General features: G+C 73.8%; 11 protein-coding genes and 1 pseudogene. 5 read left to right on the top strand and 7 right to left on the bottom strand.

The genetic code is table 11. From position 1 onward, the window contains the following. Nucleotides 1-57: 57 nt before the first annotated feature. Nucleotides 58-699, bottom strand: coding sequence for a SurA N-terminal domain-containing protein (locus tag LIU39_RS09170; protein ID WP_227046102.1), 642 nt, complete (start codon nt 697-699; stop codon nt 58-60). 245 nt (nt 700-944) lie between these two features. Then, on the bottom strand, nt 945-1,694 hold the full coding sequence (locus tag LIU39_RS09175; RefSeq protein WP_227046103.1) for an HNH endonuclease family protein: 750 nt from the start codon (nt 1,692-1,694) through the stop codon (nt 945-947). Nucleotides 1,695-1,877: 183 nt separating this feature from the next. Here LIU39_RS09175 and LIU39_RS09180 point away from each other — a divergent pair, with 183 nt between their 5' ends. After that, the gene (locus tag LIU39_RS09180) at nt 1,878-3,398 is read left to right on the top strand and encodes a DUF2079 domain-containing protein (RefSeq protein ID WP_227046104.1); all 1,521 of its coding nucleotides are present in this window, start codon (nt 1,878-1,880) and stop codon (nt 3,396-3,398) included. An 18-nt stretch (nt 3,399-3,416) separates the two neighbouring features. Further along, nucleotides 3,417-3,881 (top strand): annotated as a pseudogene (locus LIU39_RS09185) (phosphotransferase-like protein); the annotation flags it as partial. Nucleotides 3,882-4,071: 190 nt separating this feature from the next. Here LIU39_RS09185 and mfd read toward each other — a convergent pair. Beyond that, nucleotides 4,072-7,629, bottom strand: a complete 3,558-nt coding sequence (gene mfd / locus LIU39_RS09190) for a transcription-repair coupling factor (protein WP_227046105.1) — start codon at nt 7,627-7,629, stop codon at nt 4,072-4,074. 234 nt (nt 7,630-7,863) lie between these two features. Between mfd and LIU39_RS09195 the strand changes: the two genes are divergently transcribed. Next, complete coding sequence (locus LIU39_RS09195) at nt 7,864-9,630, top strand: MFS transporter (protein WP_505016420.1); 1,767 nt, start codon at nt 7,864-7,866, stop codon at nt 9,628-9,630. Between the two features lie 21 nt (nt 9,631-9,651). On the opposite strand, the gene LIU39_RS09200 is transcribed toward LIU39_RS09195, so the two are convergent. The 4 genes from LIU39_RS09200 to LIU39_RS09215 form a co-directional block, all read right to left on the bottom strand. Beyond that, on the bottom strand, nt 9,652-10,722 hold the full coding sequence (locus LIU39_RS09200) for a coiled-coil domain-containing protein (RefSeq protein ID WP_227046106.1): 1,071 nt from the start codon (nt 10,720-10,722) through the stop codon (nt 9,652-9,654). Between the two features lie 154 nt (nt 10,723-10,876). After that, a complete protein-coding gene (locus tag LIU39_RS09205) occupies nt 10,877-11,923 on the bottom strand; it encodes an LCP family protein (protein WP_264482572.1) in 1,047 nt (348 codons plus the stop codon). 125 nt (nt 11,924-12,048) lie between these two features. Continuing rightward, nucleotides 12,049-14,772: an SUKH-4 family immunity protein gene (locus LIU39_RS09210; protein WP_227046220.1), complete on the bottom strand. Its 2,724-nt coding sequence runs from the start codon at nt 14,770-14,772 to the stop codon at nt 12,049-12,051. A gap of 5 nt (nt 14,773-14,777) precedes the next feature. Continuing rightward, entirely contained in the window at nt 14,778-15,755 is a 978-nt protein-coding gene (locus LIU39_RS09215) for an SMI1/KNR4 family protein (protein WP_227046107.1), read from the bottom strand. Between the two features lie 281 nt (nt 15,756-16,036). Between LIU39_RS09215 and LIU39_RS09220 the strand changes: the two genes are divergently transcribed. Both LIU39_RS09220 and LIU39_RS09225 read left to right on the top strand, forming a co-directional pair. Next, nucleotides 16,037-16,549, top strand: a complete 513-nt coding sequence (locus tag LIU39_RS09220; RefSeq protein ID WP_227046108.1) for a YwqJ-related putative deaminase — start codon at nt 16,037-16,039, stop codon at nt 16,547-16,549. An 8-nt stretch (nt 16,550-16,557) separates the two neighbouring features. Then, complete coding sequence (locus tag LIU39_RS09225) at nt 16,558-17,130, top strand: SUKH-3 domain-containing protein (RefSeq protein WP_227046109.1); 573 nt, start codon at nt 16,558-16,560, stop codon at nt 17,128-17,130. Nucleotides 17,131-17,242: the final 112 nt, after the last annotated feature.

The raw sequence follows: 17,242 nt of genomic DNA on the forward strand, positions 1-17,242 counted from the left end.
CGCCCCGGGCCGCCCGCGCCCGCGGGGAACGCCCCGCAGGCACGGGAAGGCGCCGCCCTACGCCTGCTGCTTGGTGGCCGGGGCCTTGGTGATCCAGGGGTCCTTGGCCTGGCCGAGAATGACCTGCTTGTCGTTCCACTTTCCGAAGCGCGGGTTGACGTCGATGCCCATCGCGCGGGAGGTCGTGGCGAGCGCGTCGGCGAGCTTCTGCTGGCCCTGGGGGCTGCCGCGGTCCGCGCCGATCTTCTTGGCGAGGCCGTCCAGGAGCAGCTGGTTGCGGACGGTCGCGTCGATCGCGTCCGGGGCGATGCCCTGCTGGAGCCACATCGCCCGCAGCCGCGCGGCGCCGCCCGCACGTTCCTCGGCCGCCGACCGCCACTTCTGCACGTCGTCGCGGTCGACCGTGACCCCCGCCTTCCTGGCGCCGCGCTCCAGGACCCGGTCGAAGATCATGCCGTTGAGGGTGGCCAGGCTGAGCCGGCCGGTGCTCGCGACGAGTTCGGCGCCCTGCGGGGACCTGCCCTGGGCCTCCCGTACGTCCTTCACCTTCGCCTGGAGCTGGGAGACGGTGATCCGCTTGCCGTCGACGATGGCGGCGGCACCGGGGTGCGCTTCGCTGCCGCAGGCGGTCAGCAGCGGGACCGCGGCGAGCAGACCTGCGGTGAGGGATACGGAGAGCGCTGTCCTACGGCGGAACACTTGGCCTCCCGGCAAAGATCGTGAACGAGGCGGCGCGGGGCGTGCGCCCGTGCGGTGGCGGTCGAAAGGGGCGTCCCGGCGGTTGCCGGGACGGTCGGCTCATCGATCTGGCGTTGATCGATGGTAAGGAGTCCCCGTGGTCCAGGCCACTGTTTGGCCAACGATTGCCCGTGAATTTGGGTGCGCACCGTGCCCGCAACGACCGTGCCGGACCGCCGAGTTCCGCTCCGCCCGCCCCGCCGCCGCTACTTGGCGGAGAACCGCGCCGGCGCCTCCGTAGGACTGCCGCCGCCCGGCAGCTTCTCCTGGGGGCAGGTGTCCAGCACCTTCCGCATCGCGTCCCGCTCGCCCTGCGTGACCCACAGGCCGTACTTCTTCTTCACCGCCACCTGGTGCGCCACGTACGTGCAGCGGTACCCCTTGTACGCGGGCAGCCAGGTCGCCGCGTCGCCGTCGCTCTTCTGCCGGTTCGCCGATGCGTCCACCGCGATGAGGTTCAGCGGGTCGTTGGCCAGCGCGATGCGCTTGCGCGCGGGCCACTTCGCGGCGCCCTTCTGCCAGGCGTCGGACAGCGCCACCACGTGGTCGATGTCGACCTTGCTGCTGCCGCGCCGGTAGCGCACGCTCTCGCCCGTGTACGGGTCCTTCTCCAGCGTCCCGGCGACGACGACGCAGTCCCCGCCGCGGAACGAGGGCGCGCGCAGGTCCCGCTTGAGTATGTCGTCGCGGGTGCCGCAGCCGTTGCCGTCGGTGTCGGCCCAGGCGCTGCCGAACCGGTTCCTGGCGTAACCGGTCTTCGGCGCGCGGCCCTTGACGGGGAGCGACGCCACGGCGGCCAGGGCACTGCCCGGCTGCGCGGTGGCGGACCCGTCCCCCTTGGCGTCCTTTCCGCTCCCGTCGGGCGAACAGCCGGTGAGGGCGAGCAGCGCGGCCAGGGCGGCGGCCGTGGTCGCGGTGAGGGTGGCGGGGCGGGCGGGGAGCGCGGTAGGTATCAAGTCGGTTGTCCCATCCGGTTGCTGAGGTCGCGGGCGCGGCCGCGGCGCCGGGCGGACGGGTGTCAGCCGGGCCGGTGGCCGGTCCCGGCGGAGGAGCGTACGCGCGGACTGATGCGCGTGCGCCGGGGCCGTCCTGTTCGACGGCTTCGAGTATCTTTCCGGAAGTTGAGAGTGAGGACCCTCATGGAAACGGCCGCAGCAACGGCGAGGGGGGACGCGGCACCCGCCACCGGAACCGCAGCCTCCGGCGGCCCGGCGCCCGCCCGCCCCCCGAGGCAGCGCGCCGCCCCGCAGGACAGCGGTCCGGTACGGCGCACCGCGCACCGGCTCGGGGAGCGCACGGCGGCCCTGCGCGCGCCCCGTCTCGACCCGTACTGGACGGCCGCGCTCCTCTTCGTCGCGTACGCCGTGATCTCCCTGTGCCGCTACCGCACGATGACCACGGCCTCCTGGGATCTGGGGATCTTCGAGCAGGCCGTCCGCGGCTACGCCCACCTCCGGGCGCCGATAGTCGACCTGAAGGGTCCTGGCAGCAACATCCTCGGCGACCACTTCAGCCCGGTCCTGATCGTGCTCGCCCCCTTCTACCGCCTCTTCCCGTCGGCGATGACGCTGCTGACCGCGCAGGCCGCGCTGTTCGCGCTGTCGGCGCTGCCGGTCACCCGGGCCGCCGCCCGCCACCTCGGCCGCGGCCGCGGCCTGGCCATCGGCGTCGCCTACGGACTGTCCTGGGGCATGCAGAAGGCCGTCGACTTCGACTTCCACGAGATCGCCTTCGCGCTGCCGCTGATCGCGTTCGCCCTCGAAGCGGTGCTGCGCGGCCGCTGGACGGCCGCGGTGTGCTGGGCCGCGCCGCTGGTGCTGGTCAAGGAGGACCTGGGGGTCACCGCGGCCGTCATCGGGGCGCTGGTGCTGATCCGCTCGCGCCGCGCGGTGCCGCTCGCCGTCGCCCTGGTCGCCTTCGGCGTCACCGCGACCGCCGTCACCCTCGGCGTGATCATCCCCGGCTTCAACGGCGCGGGCTCGTACGACTACTGGACGAAGCTCAGCGGTGACGGCGCGGGCGGCCCGGTCATTCCCGTCGACACCGCCGTCCGCACCCTGCTGTGGATCGTGCTGCCCACCACAGGACTGCTCGCGCTGCGCTCCCCGCTGCTGCTGGTCGCGCTGCCCACCATCGGCTGGCGGTTCCTCTCCCACGAGCCGCACTACTGGAGCATCGACTGGCACTACAGCGCCGTCCTGATGCCGGTGGTCTTCCTCGCCCTCGTCGACGCCCTGCCGCGGGCCCGCCGCGCCGCCCGCCCGTGGCTGCGGTCCTACGCCCTGCACCTGCCGGCCGCCGTACTGGCCGCGGCGCTCGCGCTGACCTGCGCCCTCCCGCTGTCCCGGCTCACCGAGGCGGCCACCTACCAGGTGCCGCCGGGCGTCACCGCCGCCGAGCGCCTGCTGGACACGATCCCGGACGGCGCGACGGTCGAGGCCGACATCCAGCCGCTGAGCCATCTCACCGGCCGCACCCGCGTCTTCTGGATCGGCGACACCCGCGGCATCTCCCCCGACTACATCGCCGTCCAGCTCCACGACGGCCGCACCCCACAACAGGCACTCGCCGACGCCGCCCACCGCCACCCCGGCTCCACCTACGTCCCGGCAGGCCATGCCGCGGACCTGGCGGTATTCCACCGGACGTCGGCCCGCTGAGGGGCCTACGGCGGCGCGATGGCCATCGACGTGATCGTTCTCAACGGCGGCTCAGGCTCCGGCACTTCCACGCTCGCCCGCGCCTTGCAGGACGTACTGCCCGGGCCCTGGCCTGCTTTCGGCGTCGACGCCTTCATCGAGGCGCTGCCGCCTGCCCTGCCGGACGCACCGGACGGACTGGTCCTCGGCCCCGACGGCGGGGTGTCCGTCGGCCCGGCCTTCCGGGCGCTGGAGGCTGACCGGCGGCGTGGCATCGCGGCGATTGCGCGGGCCGGGAGCGGGGTGATCCTCGACGAGGTGTTCCTCGACGGCGGGGGCAGCCAGGGCCGGTGGCGGGCGGCGCTGGACGGGCTGTCCGTGCTGTGGGGCGGCGTGCACTGCGCCCCGGCCACCGCCGCCGCCCGCGAGCGGGCCCGTGAGGACCGGGTGACGGGGATGGCGAAGTCCCAGGCCACGCGGGTCCACCGCGGCAGGGACCACGGCCTGGAGGTCGACACCACACACACCGACCCCCTGGAGTGCGCCCGCCGGATCGCGGCCCACCCGGCCGGACGGACGCGGCCCACGACGGCCCGCTGGGGCGTGTCCGGCCGGGAGCGTCCCTACGCATCGGCACGGCCGCTCACGAAGAGGGAAAGGGCCGTGGCGCACCCTCTGCCGACGGTCCCGTCCCTCACCCGCCCAGGATCGTCGTCAGGAACTCCCCCACCCACGCGAGGAGTTCGCGGCCGACCAGCGGCTTGCCGCCGATCTTGCCGGTGGTCGGGCGGGGGACCAGGATCTGCTGGGTGGCGGGCTTGAGGACCGTACGCGGGTGCAGCCGCTTCAGCCGCAGTTCCTGGGACTCGCGCAGTTCCACCGGGCCGAAGCGGATGTTGGAGCCCTGGAGGGTGATGTCGGCGACGCCGCAGGAGCGCGCCAGCATCCGCAGCCCGGCGACCAGCAGGAGGTTCTCGACCGGCTCGGGCAGCTTGCCGTAGCGGTCGGTGAGTTCCTCGCGTACGGCGGCGATGTCCTCCTCCGTCGACGCGGACGCGATGGCGCGGTACGCCTGGAGGCGCAGTCGCTCGCCGGGCGCGTAGTCGTGCGGGACGTGCGCGTCGACCGGCAGCTCGATCTTGACCTCCAGCGGCGGCTCCTCCGCTGCTTTTCCGTCGGCACCCTCCAGTGACGCCCGGTAGTCCGCGACGGCCTCGCCGACCATCCGGACGTAGAGGTCGAAGCCGACGCCGGCGATGTGGCCCGACTGCTCGCCGCCGAGGAGGTTGCCCGCGCCGCGGATCTCCAGGTCCTTCATGGCGACGTACATGCCCGCGCCCATCTCGGTGTGCTGGGCGATCGTCGCCAGCCGCTCGTGGGCGGTCTCGGTGAGCGGCTTCTCCGGCGGGTAGAGGAAGTAGGCGTAGCCGCGGTCCCGGCCGCGGCCCACCCGGCCACGCAGCTGGTGCAGCTGGGAGAGGCCGAAGTTGTCGCCGCGTTCGACGATCAGGGTGTTGGCGTTGGAGATGTCGATGCCGGATTCGACGATCGTGGTCGAGACCAGTACGTCGAACTTCTTCTCCCAGAAGTCGACGACGACCTGTTCCAGCGCCGTCTCGCCCATCTGGCCGTGCGCGGTCTGGATGCGCGCCTCGGGCACGATCTCGCGCAGCCGCGCGGCCGCCCGGTCGATGGACTCGACGCGGTTGTGGATGTAGAAGACCTGGCCCTCGCGCAGCAGTTCACGCCGGATCGCCGCACCGATCTGCTTCTGCTCGTACGGGCCGACGAAGGTCAGGACCGGGTGCCGCTCCTCGGGCGGGGTGGTGATCGTGGACATCTCGCGGATGCCGGTGACCGCCATCTCCAGGGTGCGCGGGATCGGCGTCGCGGACATGGTCAGCACGTCGACGTTGGCGCGCAGCTTCTTCAGCTGCTCCTTGTGCTCGACGCCGAACCGCTGCTCCTCGTCGACGATGACCAGGCCCAGGTCCTTGAACTTGGTCTCGGACGAGAACAGCCGATGGGTGCCGATGACGAGGTCGACGGAGCCGTCCCGCAGCGCCTCCAGTGTGGCCTTCGCCTCGGTGTCGGTCTGGAAGCGGGACAGCGCCCTGACGTTGACAGGGAACTGGCCGTACCGCTCGGTGAAGGTGCCGTGGTGCTGCTGCACCAGGAGGGTGGTGGGCACCAGGACCGCGACCTGCTTACCGTCCTGGATGGCCTTGAAGGCGGCCCGCACCGCGATCTCGGTCTTGCCGTAGCCGACGTCGCCGCAGATCAGCCGGTCCATCGGGACCGACTTCTCCATGTCCTCCTTGACCTCGGCGATGGTGGTGAGCTGGTCGGGCGTCTCCGCGTACGGGAAGGCATCCTCCAGCTCGCGCTGCCAGGGGGTGTCGGGGCCGAAGGTGTGGCCAGGCGCCGCCATCCGCGCCGAGTACAGCTTGATCAGGTCGGCGGCGATCTCCTTGACGGCCTTCTTGGCGCGCGCCTTCGTCTTCGTCCAGTCGGCGCCGCCGAGCCGGTGCAGCGTCGGGGCCTCGCCGCCGACGTACTTGGTGACCTGCTCCAGCTGGTCGGTGGGGATGTAGAGGCGGTCGCCCGGCTGGCCGCGCTTGGCGGGCGCGTACTCGACGAGGAGGTATTCGCGGGTGGCGCCCTGGACCGTGCGCTGCACCATCTCGATGTAGCGGCCGACGCCGTGCTGCTCGTGCACGATGAAGTCGCCGGCCTGGAGGGTCAGCGGATCGATGGTCTTGCGGCGGCGGGCCGGCATCCGGCCCAGCTCCTTGGCGGCCGCCTTCTGCCCGGACAGGTCCGTCTCGGTGAGCACCGCCAGGCGCAGCGCCGGGTCGATGAAGCCGTTGTCGAGGGAGCCGCAGGCGACGTGCACGACGGCGGGGGCGAGCGCGGTCAGCGTGGCGTCGAGCCGGGCGGCGATGCCCTCGCCGCCGAGCACCTCGACGGTGCGGGCCGCGGTGCCGTGCCCCTCGGTGACGAACACCGTGCGCCAGCCGTCGGCCAGCCAGCCCTTGGTGTCGGCGAGGGCGCGCGCGGTGTCCCCGCGGTACGTGTCGGGCGCGTGCATCCCCAGTTTGAGGGTGTCGCCCGCGTCGGGCGCGGTCTCCTCGTCGGCGGCGAACGGGCTCACCGACCACCACATCATGCCCAGTTCGCGGGCCCGCTCCCGGACGTCGGCGATGCCCCACAGGGAGGCGGCACCGACGTCGATCGGCGCGTCACCTCCGCCGGCACTTGCCGCCCAGGACGCCTGGAGGAATTCCTGGCTGGTCGCCACCAGGTCGGCGGCCCTGGTGCGTACTCGCTCCGGGTCGCACACCACCGCCATGCTCCCGGCGGGCAGCACGTCCAGCAGCAGCTCCATGTCGTCGACGAGGACCGGAGCCAGCGACTCCATGCCCTCGACGGCGATGCCCTCGGCGATCTTGCCGAGCAGTTCACCCAGTTCCGGGTGCTGCTCGGCGAGCGCGGCGGCCCGCTCGCGCACCTCGTCGGTCAGCAGCAGCTCCCGGCACGGCGGCGCCCACAGGCCGTGCTCGGCGACCTCAAGGGACCGCTGGTCGGCAACCTTGAAGTAGCGGATCTCCTCGACGTCGTCGCCCCAGAACTCGACCCGGAGCGGGTGCTCCTCGGTCGGCGGGAAGACGTCCAGGATGCCGCCGCGTACCGCGAACTCGCCGCGCTTCTCGACCAGTTCGACGCGCGCGTAGGCGGCCGCCGCCAGCCCGTCGACGACCCGGCCGAGATCGGCGCTGCCGCCCGTGCGCAGGCTGACGGGCTCCAGGTCGCCCAGCCCCTTGACCTGCGGCTGGAGCACCGAGCGGATGGGCGCGACGACGACCGAGACGGGCCCTGCCGTCGGGTCGTCCGCACGCGGGTGGGCAAGGCGGCGCAGCACCGCGAGGCGGCGTCCGACGGTGTCCGAGCGCGGCGAGAGCCGCTCGTGCGGCAGCGTCTCCCAGGAGGGGAACTCCACGATGGTGTTCTCCTCGCCGGCAGGCACCAGGCTGCGCAGCGCCGCCGCGAGATCCTCGGCCTCCCGGCCGGTCGCGGTCACCGCGAGCACCGGGCGTCCCGCGTCCCTGGCGAGGGCGGCCACCGCGAACGGGCGGGCGGCGGGCGGGCCGACCAGATCCACGTGCGGCCGGTGTCCGTCGGCCGCGGCCTGCACCGCTTCGGCGAGCGCCGGGTCCTTGACGACGGCGTCGAGCAGTCCAGCAAGGCTCATGAGAAGGTTCCGTCCCAGCGAGGCGAACAACGCGAAAGGCCCGACACGTCGTACGGGCCGGGGTTGCCCACCTTACGCCCGCCCTCCGACATCCCGCCCCGCGAGCGAACGGCCGCCCCGGGGCGTGCGCCTCTGCCCCCGGGAAGCACCGTTTCGCACGCCGACCCGGCATGGAAGGGTGTCGGCTACACACAACGGCGCCGGTGGGCCGCACCGGCGGGGCAAGGGGGCCGGGTGAACCGCAGCGCCAGGGACAACGCCGTCGGCGGCAGGGCACGCCGCACGGGCACGGGCCGCGCATCCGGCGGCGGCCAGGACACGGCGGCGGGCGCACATGCCGGGCGGCGCGGCCCGGTCGTCGCCGCCCTGATGCTCGGGATGGCGCTGGCCGCGCTGGACTCGACGATCATCGCCACCGCCATCCCGCAGATCGTCGGCGACCTCGGCGGCTTCGCCGTCTTCTCCTGGCTGTTCTCCGGCTACCTCCTCGCCGTCACCGTCACGCTGCCCGTCTACGGCAAACTCTCCGACACCTTCGGCCGCAAGCCCGTCCTCGTCACCGGCATCGCCCTCTTCCTCGTCGGCTCCCTCGCCTGCGCCGGCGCCTGGGACATGGCCTCCCTGATCGCCTTCCGCATCGTGCAGGGCCTGGGCGGCGGCGCCCTCCAGGGCACCGTGCAGACCATCGCGGCCGACCTCTACCCGATGGCGGAACGCCCCAAGATCCAGGCGAAGCTCTCCTCGGTCTGGGCCGCCTCGTCGGTCGCCGGGCCCGCCCTGGGCGGCCTGCTCGCCGGCTACGCCGACTGGCGCTGGATCTTCCTGGTCAACCTGCCCGTCGGCGCCCTCGCCCTGTGGCTGATCGTGCGCTACTTCACCGAGGACCCGCGCAGGGCCGCGGCCGGGGAAACGGGCCGCTCCCCCGGCGCCGCCGCGAAACCGCGGGTGGACTGGCCCGGCGCGCTCGCCGTCTTCGCCTGCGGCGGGCTGCTGCTGACGGCCCTGGTCCAGGGCGGCACCGCCTGGCCCTGGCTCTCCCCGCCGTCGCTGCTGCTCTTCGCCGGCAGCGCACTGTGCGCGGCGGCCACCGTCCTCATCGAGCGGCGCGCGGCGGAACCGGTCATCCCCGGCTGGGTCTGGCGGCGCCGCACCATCGCCGCGGTCAACCTCTCCCTCGGCGCGCTGGGCCTGCTGATGGTCGCGCCGACCGTCTTCCTGCCCACCTACGCCCAGTCGGTGCTCGGCATCGGCCCGACGGCGGCCGGCTTCGTGCTGTCCGTGATGACCCTGAGCTGGCCGGTCTCCGCCGCGCTGAGCAGCCATGTCTACCGCCGCATCGGCATCCGCAACTGCGCGCTGCTCGGCATCTCGGCCGCCGCCCTGATCCTGCTCGCCTTCCCCTTGCTGCCCTACCCGGGCGCGCCCTGGCAGCCCGCCCTGATCATGCTGGCGCTGGGCGCGGCACTCGGCCTCTTCCAGCTGCCGCTGATCATCGGTGTGCAGTCCTCCGTCGGCTACTCCGAACGCGGTACCGCCACCGCCTCGATACTCTTCTGCCGCCAGGTGGGACAGTCCATCGGCGCGGCCCTCTTCGGCGCCCTCGCCAACACCACCCTCAACGACCGGCTGGCCCACGCCCCTTCGGACATCCGCTCCGGTCTGCCCGGCGACCTCGACGCGGTCTCGCACGCCCTGGAGCACGCCGGAGGGCTCACCGCCCGCGCCGCCGACTATCTGCGCCGCTCCGTCGCCCTCACCGTCGACCACGTCTACCTGGGCGCCGCAGCGGCCGCCGTCCTCGCCCTGATCGCCCTGCTCCTGCTGGCCCCGCGCCGCTTCCCGGTCCACGCGGACGCCCACGCGGGCCAGGAAGCCGGACCCCGTACGGGCCAGGAGCCCGCCACCCGTACGGATGCGGGGGCCGAACCCCGTACGGGGGACGGGGCTCCCGCGGGCGACGGGGGCGAAGGCGGGCGCGGCGGGGGCCCGGCCACCGGCTGAGCCGCGCCGCGCCCGGCTCCGTCAGCTGGGCACGCGGGGCAGCTCGGTCTCGATGGTTTCCTCGTTGTCCGGGTGAACGGGGGCACGCCGGTCGGCTGCCGCATCATCCTCGCCGGCCTCCGCGGTCTCCCCCGTCCCGACGGGCTCCGCAGCCCCTGCCGTCCCCGCGGCCTCCCCCGCCGCAGGCCCGGCCGACGGCCCCTCCGGCTCCTCGCCCGGGTCCTTCCCCGTCAGCACCGCGAGGCTGTTGCGGACGTGCTTCATGTGGGAGCGGACCTCGTCGCGCTCCTCCTTGTGCTCGCGCACTATCCGTTCGGTGGCCCGCTCGATGCGCTCCACCTCGACCCGGGCCTGGGCCAGCAGTTCGGCCCCGCGGGCCTCCGCGTCCTCCTGGCGGTGCCGCGCCGCCTCCTGCGTCTCGGCGTGCCGGCGCTCCGCATCGGCCACCACCGCGCGCCCCCGCTCGTCCAGCTCCGCGACCCGCTGCGCCAGCTCCGCTTCGAGACCGGCCAGCTCACGGCCGGCCTCCTCCCACTCCTCGGCCTGCCGACGCTCCTGGTCCCTGAGCATCTCCGTGGTGCGCCGGCCCATCTCCTCGCGCGCGGCCACGGCTTCGCCGCGCCACTCCTCGGCGTCCTTCTTCGCCGCCGCCACCCGCGCCGCCGCGTCCGTCCGCGCCGCGTCCACGGCCTGCTGCCCGCGCTCCTCCGCGTCCTTGCGCCGGGCGCGCGCGACCTCGTCCGCCGCTTCCCTGGTCTCGCGGACGTACGCATCGGTCCGCGCGCGCAGCTGTTCGGCGGCCTCTTCCGCATCGGCGCGCAGCCGCGCCGCCTCGGACTCCGCCGTGGTCAGGATCAGCCGGGCCTGGTCGCCCAGGGACTCGTACGTCTGCGGCGGCATCTTCGCGAGGTGAGCGCGCAGTTCCGCCAGCTCCGTCTCCATCTCCTTGGCGAGCACCGTGAGCCGCGCGGCGCGCTCCCAGCACGAGTCGCGGTCGACCGAGAGGCCCTCCACCCGGCGGTCCACGTCGTCCTGCCGGTAGCCGCGCCCGCGTACGGTCTCGAAACCGTGCGGCGAAACCGATGCACTCATCGTTCAAGCCCCTCTCCGGCGCGCGATCCCCTCGCCCGCCTCCGCGCCGTCCCGCCCGGCCCGCTCGGTCCGGTCAGTCCCGCACACATCTCTCTGGACAGGTCCGAAGTGGCCGCAATGCGACACTCCGCCTTCCTCATCCCACCAGGATGCGTCAATTGTTGTCAGAAGTCGGAATTGGATCATCATCGCGCAGAGCCTGGAACAGCCGCCGCGCGCCCCGTTCGTCCCACTCCAGGACGTCGCCCGCGCCCCCCACCACCACTCCGGGCCGGGCCACCGGCACCGTGACCGCACGGCCGCCCCCACCGGTGATCTTCTTCATCGACCGTCCCATACCCACCAGTTCGGCGACACCCGCCCCCTCGTCCACACGCACCGCGGACAACGCGGCCCCGGCCACCGGCATCCACCGGAACGGATTCAGATACACCCCGGACCCGAGCATCCCGCCCGCCACCGCCGCTGTCAGCCGCCGCTGCCGCCGCACCCGTCCGATGTCGCCCTCCGGGTCGCTGTACCGGGCCCGCGTGTACGCCAGCGCCTGCCGGCCGTTCATCTCCTGGCAGCCGGCCCGGAAATCCGCCCCCGACCTCGCGTCCTTGAGCGGCTTGTCCAGGCACATCCGCACCCCGTGCAGCGCGTCCACGACCCGCACCAGGCCCAGGAAACTCACCTCGGCATACCGGTCGATCCGCAGCCCCGTCGCCTGCTCCACGGTCCGCGTCAGCAGCTTCGGACCGCCGTCCGCGTACGCCTCGTTGATCTTGCGGCGGCCGTGCCCCGGCACCCGGACGTAGCTGTCCCGCGGAATGCTGACGAGATACGGGCCGTGGCCGCCGGAGTGCAGCACCATCACCGTGTCGGTGTTCCGCCCGCCGTCGTTGCCGACGTGCAGCTCCTCGCGCTGGGCCGGCGTCAGACCGGCCCGGCTGTCCGAGCCGACCAGCAGCCAGTTCGTGCCCTTGCCCGCGGCCGGCCTGCCCGCGTAATCCCCGATCGCCGCCACCTGGCGCAGCCGCCCGTCCGCCCACACGTACAGCGCCGCGCCGCCCGCGAAGACCAGTACCACCAAGACCGACAGCACCACCAGAATCCGCCGCCACAGCCGGCGCCGCCCGCCACGGCCCCGCCACCGCGCCCGGCGACCGGCGCGGTACAGCGCCGACGACGACGGTGGTGGCGGTATCGGCTGGCCCATATACGCATCGTCAGGGCCCCGGGCTCGTCCCGCAGCCCGAGCGCCCGCCACCGCGACGCCGCCGCCCGGCACCCGTCACGGAAACGGACGCCCGGCCGCCGCGCACCTCCGGGCGGGCACCGTGCCTACAGCAGCCCGTCCCACATCTGTTCCAGCAGGACCGACCACCACGTCTCCGGCGAACTCAGCGCCGGCGGATCCAGCGCGACCAGCTGCGCCTGGAAGTCGACCGTCCAGTGGCCGGCCTGCTCCGGCGTCAGCCCGTACCGCAGCCGCCACATCCGCCCCAGCATCGCCAGGCAGCGCATGAACTCCGGCAGCCCGCTGTTCACGAACTGCGGCGCCGCAGGCTGCCCGCCCGGCCCCGCCTCCACCGGCACCGCCACGATGTTCGCCGTGCCGTACTGCACACACAGCTGACGGCCGAAGTCGTTGCCCATCACCAGATACGAGCCCGCGTCCGCCGCCGGCTGCACCCCGCGCTCCGCCGCCAGCTCCGCCAGCGTCGGCACCGGACGCCCCGGCTGCGCCTGCGCCCAGAAGAACGGCCCGAAGTCGACCGGCAGACCGGCCCACACCAGCATCTGCGCGACCACGTCGGGCACACCCTGCCGGGACACCGCCCGCTGATCGAAACGGAAGATCCCCTGCGGGCCGAACGACTGCTCCAGCTCCTGCCCGACGGCCTGCGGCGGCGCCGGAGGCACCGGCTGCACCTGCGAGGGATGCGGCAGCGGCACCCGCACCGGCGCGGGCCGCGCGGGACCGTCCGCCACCTGGTGCAACTCGCCCTGATGCTCGACGAGATGACGCACGCCCTGCTGCCGCGACGCGTGGTCCCTGCCGTACGCGGCGGTGTGACTGATCCGCACCTGCGGCCAGGTGTCCCGGATCATCCGGGCGCAGTAGCCGCCCGGCAGATCGCAGCACTCCAGCTCGGTGTGCAGCTCCAGCACCTGCTGCGGCGGAATGTTCATCCCGCGCAGCTCGTGCAGCAGCTGCCACTCCGGATGCGGCGTACCCGGAGCCGACCTGCGCACGATCTTCTGCTCCGAGCCGTCCGGCGCGCGATAGCTCAGCACCGCCATGTAGCCGGGCCCGACAGTCGGCACACCGGCCGGCTGCGGATAGCCGTACGCACCCGGGCCGCCGCCCTGCTGGGCAGGGGGCACAACGGGCGGCCCCGGAGGCGAACCCGCAGGCCCGGCCCCCTGCGGCCCGCCTTGACCACCCGGCCCAGGACCGACGGGCCCAGGACCGGCAGGCCCCGGCGCGACCGCGCCACCTGCGAGCATCGTCGCCGCCGCATGCACCCCGCCACCGGCACCTGCCGACGGCGCGGGGGCAGGCGCGGGCGGAAGCGGCGGGCCACCCTGCCCCGAGGCACCGCGGCCACCCGCCTGCGCCCCGGGCCTGCCGGGCGCACCCGGCGGCTTCGGCGCACCCGGAGGCGCGGGCGGCGGCGGCACACCCGGCCCACCCGCCGCACCACCGGGCCCCGCAGCCCCGGCCGCCCCATCCGGCAGCACGACACCGCCGGCCAGCATCGTCGCCGCCGCGTGCACCCCGCCCCCGGAGCCCGCGCCCTCACCACCGGACGCACCGGACGCACCGGACGCGCCCGCATCACCGGATCCGTCCACCGCGCTCAAGTCCAGCCCACCCGCGTCCAGTTGCGACACCAGCTGCGTCGGCACGTACCCACCGGCCGGCGCACCCGGCGCAGGCTCCTGACCCGCCGCCGCATCGCCCGCCACCGCAGCCCGCGCACCGGGCGTACCCGGAGCTGTGGGCGGCGGCGGAACAGCCGCACCCGCGCCGGGCCCGCCCAACGCGGCACCGTCCGCAAGCATCGTCGCCGCCGCATGCACCCCGCCACCGGCACCTGCCGACGGCACGGGCGGAGGCGGCGGCGGACCACCGGGCCCCGACCCGCCCGGCGCCCCCGCAACCGGCGGCACGGCCCCACCAGGCACCGCACCATCCGGCGGCGGCACATCGGTGACCGGCGCACCGGACGGCGGCGGCAGATCCGACAGCCCCGGCACACCGGGCGGCACCGGCGGCGCGGACGGCATCGGCGGCACGGCACCCGGCCCACCCGCACCCGACGCCCCACCGGACCCGCCCAGGCCCTGCGGCCCCCCGGCACCCGGCCCGTCCGCCGCGGCCGCAATCTGCGTATGCGGCAACTGACTCCCGCCCCGCAACAACTCCGTCTGCGCCTCGGGACGCGCACGCAGCTCCGCCCCGTCCCCCTCACCGGCCTCGTCGATCTCGTCGATACCGGCGAGCGGCGGCGCGAACACCGTCTCGGGCAACCCCACCGACCGGTCCCCGTCCTCCTCGCCCGCACCCGGCTCCCCACCGGCCCCCGACGTCACATTGACCTCGGCCCACGCATCGGCCGACCCACCGGTCCCCGGCACGGCCGACGGCGCGGGCCCGCCCTGCGCCGCACCGCCACGCTCCGCACCACCGGCCGCGTCCGCCACCTCCTGCAACCACTCCGGCGGCGTCAGCAGGAACGACGTCGCCTCCAGATCGATCCGCTGCGGCGCCTCCGCAACCCCGCGCCCCCCGTCCGCGACCGCGCCGTACTCCTCCTCGTACCGCCGGATCACCTCACCCACCGGCAGACCGGGCCACAACGTCGTCTCACCGCTGTCCCGCGCGATCACCAGCCGGCTCCGCCCGCCCTCACCGTGCGGACCGCCCTCCCGGTCCTCCGCCCAGGCCACGAAACCCAGATCGAACTCCCGCACCCGCACCTCACGCTGCTGCGGCCCCGGCACCTCGCCGTTCACCCACAGCTCGGCACGCTCCTGCGCCTGCGCGAACGTCACCACCGCGCTCACCCCTCCACCGGAACGGCCTGCGCGAAGCCGCCGTCCACCATCAGGTTCGCCACCGTCTCCAGCTCCGGCGGATTCCCCGCAAGCCGCAGCAGGAATGCGTCGAAATCCGCGCCGCACGGCAGCAACAGCCGCTCGACCCGCTCCTGAACCGACCAGCCGTCCCGGTCCCGCGCATCGTCATACGGGCAGAACCACACCGAACCCGGCGCCGTACCCCGCACCTTCACCGCGACCACGCCGCCCTGAACGAACGCCACACCCAGAAAATCCTTGGTGAAGTGGTCCCGCAGACACTTGTTCACATAGACCAGATCGTTCACCGCCGCGTCATCGCGCACCGTGAAGAACGGCTGATCCACCAGCAGCCCCAACTCCGCATCCAGCGCCGCCCCCACCGGAGCACACCCGCCCGCCGCCTTCAGGAACGACCGGTACGCGCCCGGCAACCGGTACCCGAGCGACTCCTCGGCCTGCGCCACCTGCTCCTCGCCCACCGAAAGCCCCCGGTGCGGCAGCCCGAAATGCACCGGCCGGGTCTCCTGCAACGGACGCGTACCCCGCTTGTCGTGCGCCACCGCCGCCGTCGCCAGCCCGCCGTGATGCCGCAAAAGCGCCTTCACCTCGACCGGAACCAACTCCAGCCGCCGGGTACCCGCGACGTGATGCCACGTCCAACCGTGCGGCGTCGCCACCGCAGCACCATCGGCCCACAGCTCGTGCCCCTGCGCGTGCATCGCCGCATTCGCCGACACATAGTCCGTCAACCGCAGCTCATCGACGCCAAAACCCTCCGGCGGCTCGGCAATCTCCACCGCCGCCCGCGCGTACGGCGAGAACACCGGGAAACCGTTCCCGTCCATCCGCACACCAGCAGGATGCCGCGCAGCACGGACCGGGTCCGGAAAATGCACAACCTGCCCGGCATAAGCGGTGTTCGGTGGCGCGGCACGCTGCCCGAGCCGACCTGTCGTCATCGCGGTGCCCCCTGGCTGATTCTGGCTACTGCGCACAGCCTATGCCGTGCCGCAAGACCGGACACCGCCCCCGCGCACCCGCGCAGACACGCCCGCGCACACCCCGAACACCCCTCCGCACCCCACCCGCACCACCCCGCCCGACCTGCCCAGTTACCCCTCGCCCGACGAACCGTCACCCACCGGTGACCTCGCCAACAGCCCCCTCGACTACCGCAACACCCAGCACATTTGGCAGGCTGACCCACGCAACCGGGGGGTTTGCAGGGAGGGAAAGCACCATGAGCACCACGGCACACCACACCGCCACCTCAGGCGACCCCCGCATCGGCTGGAGCGGCACCGCCGACACCGAGCGCACCCCCACGCTCCGCCACCGGCGCGACGGCATCCTCCCCACCGTCGGCGCCGCCCTCTCCGTACGCGGCCACACCCTCACCTGCACCGCGAGCAAAGGCGAGCACCCCGCCGCCCTGCACCCCCTCGTCCAGGACTTCCTCGACACCCTCGCCACCGCGCAACGCGAGCGGTTCACCGGACGCTGCCCCGAAGCCGTCCTGCTCTCCCGCCACCTCACCGCCGTCGAAGGCAACCGCGGCAAACGTGCCTCCCGCAAACCCCTCACCAATGGCGAAGCCCGCCGCTCCCTGAAACACTCCAAGATCACCGCCCGTCACATCCGCGAGGACGGCGACCCCCTGCACGGCAGCTACGCCCCGCCCTGCCGCTCCTGCGACGCGCTCCTCGCCCACTTCGGCGTCATGCCCATCGGCAGCACGCCCGCAGGGAGCTGACCCACACCATGCCGCCCGCCGACCCCCGCGACCAGCAGGGCTCCCCCCGCTTCGCCCCGCCCGTCGACATCGCCCTCCACAACGCCGGCTGGACCCCCGGCCGCTGGAACATCAAACAGGCCGAGCACTGGGCCGACGCCCTCCGCGACCACGCCTCCCCCGCAGGCCACCGCCACATCGTCTTCCCCGCGGCCGTCGAAGCCTGGGCCGAATTCGGCGGCCTGCACATCAGCGCCACCGGCCCCGGCCGCCACATCGCCCCCACCCCCTTCGCCGTCGACCCCCTGCACGGCCTCCACCTCGCCCGCACCCTCGGCGACCTCGGCCGCGCCCTCGACACCCACGTCGCCCCCCTGGGTCAGGAACTCCTCAACAGCAGCCAGGCCGCAGGCTCCCCCCGGGCACTCCTCGCCAACGACACCGAAGGCCGCATCTACAGCCTCGACCACACCGGCGACTGGTACCTCGGCCCCGACATGGACCACGCCCTCAGCACCCTCATCCTCGGCACCCGCCCCACCCGCCTCACCACACCCCCGAAACCCGAGCCGGACGCGGCCGCAGCACCGGTCAGCTCCTAGCCGGGCGGTCCGGCCTGCTGGGGCGGTCCGGCCTGGCGGGGCGGACGGGCCTGGCGGGATGGACAGGACGGATGTGACGGTCGAAGAAGTCGGGGCGGCCGGGACGTACGGC

Origin of the sequence: Streptomyces pinistramenti (assembly GCF_020564935.1) — a bacterium.
Classification (GTDB): domain Bacteria; phylum Actinomycetota; class Actinomycetes; order Streptomycetales; family Streptomycetaceae; genus Streptomyces; species Streptomyces pinistramenti.

What these genes read in the sequence shown, in the direction of transcription:
- LIU39_RS09180 (WP_227046104.1), top strand. Translation starts at nt 1,878, where the DNA reads ATGGAAACGGCCGCAGCAACGGCGAGGGGGGACGCGGCACCCGCCACC.
- mfd (WP_227046105.1), bottom strand. Translation starts at nt 7,629, where the DNA reads ATGAGCCTTGCTGGACTGCTCGACGCCGTCGTCAAGGACCCGGCGCTC.
- LIU39_RS09200 (WP_227046106.1), bottom strand. Translation starts at nt 10,722, where the DNA reads ATGAGTGCATCGGTTTCGCCGCACGGTTTCGAGACCGTACGCGGGCGC.
- LIU39_RS09205 (WP_264482572.1), bottom strand. Translation starts at nt 11,923, where the DNA reads ATGGGCCAGCCGATACCGCCACCACCGTCGTCGTCGGCGCTGTACCGC.
- LIU39_RS09215 (WP_227046107.1), bottom strand. Translation starts at nt 15,755, where the DNA reads ATGACGACAGGTCGGCTCGGGCAGCGTGCCGCGCCACCGAACACCGCT.
- LIU39_RS09220 (WP_227046108.1), top strand. Translation starts at nt 16,037, where the DNA reads ATGAGCACCACGGCACACCACACCGCCACCTCAGGCGACCCCCGCATC.
- LIU39_RS09225 (WP_227046109.1), top strand. Translation starts at nt 16,558, where the DNA reads ATGCCGCCCGCCGACCCCCGCGACCAGCAGGGCTCCCCCCGCTTCGCC.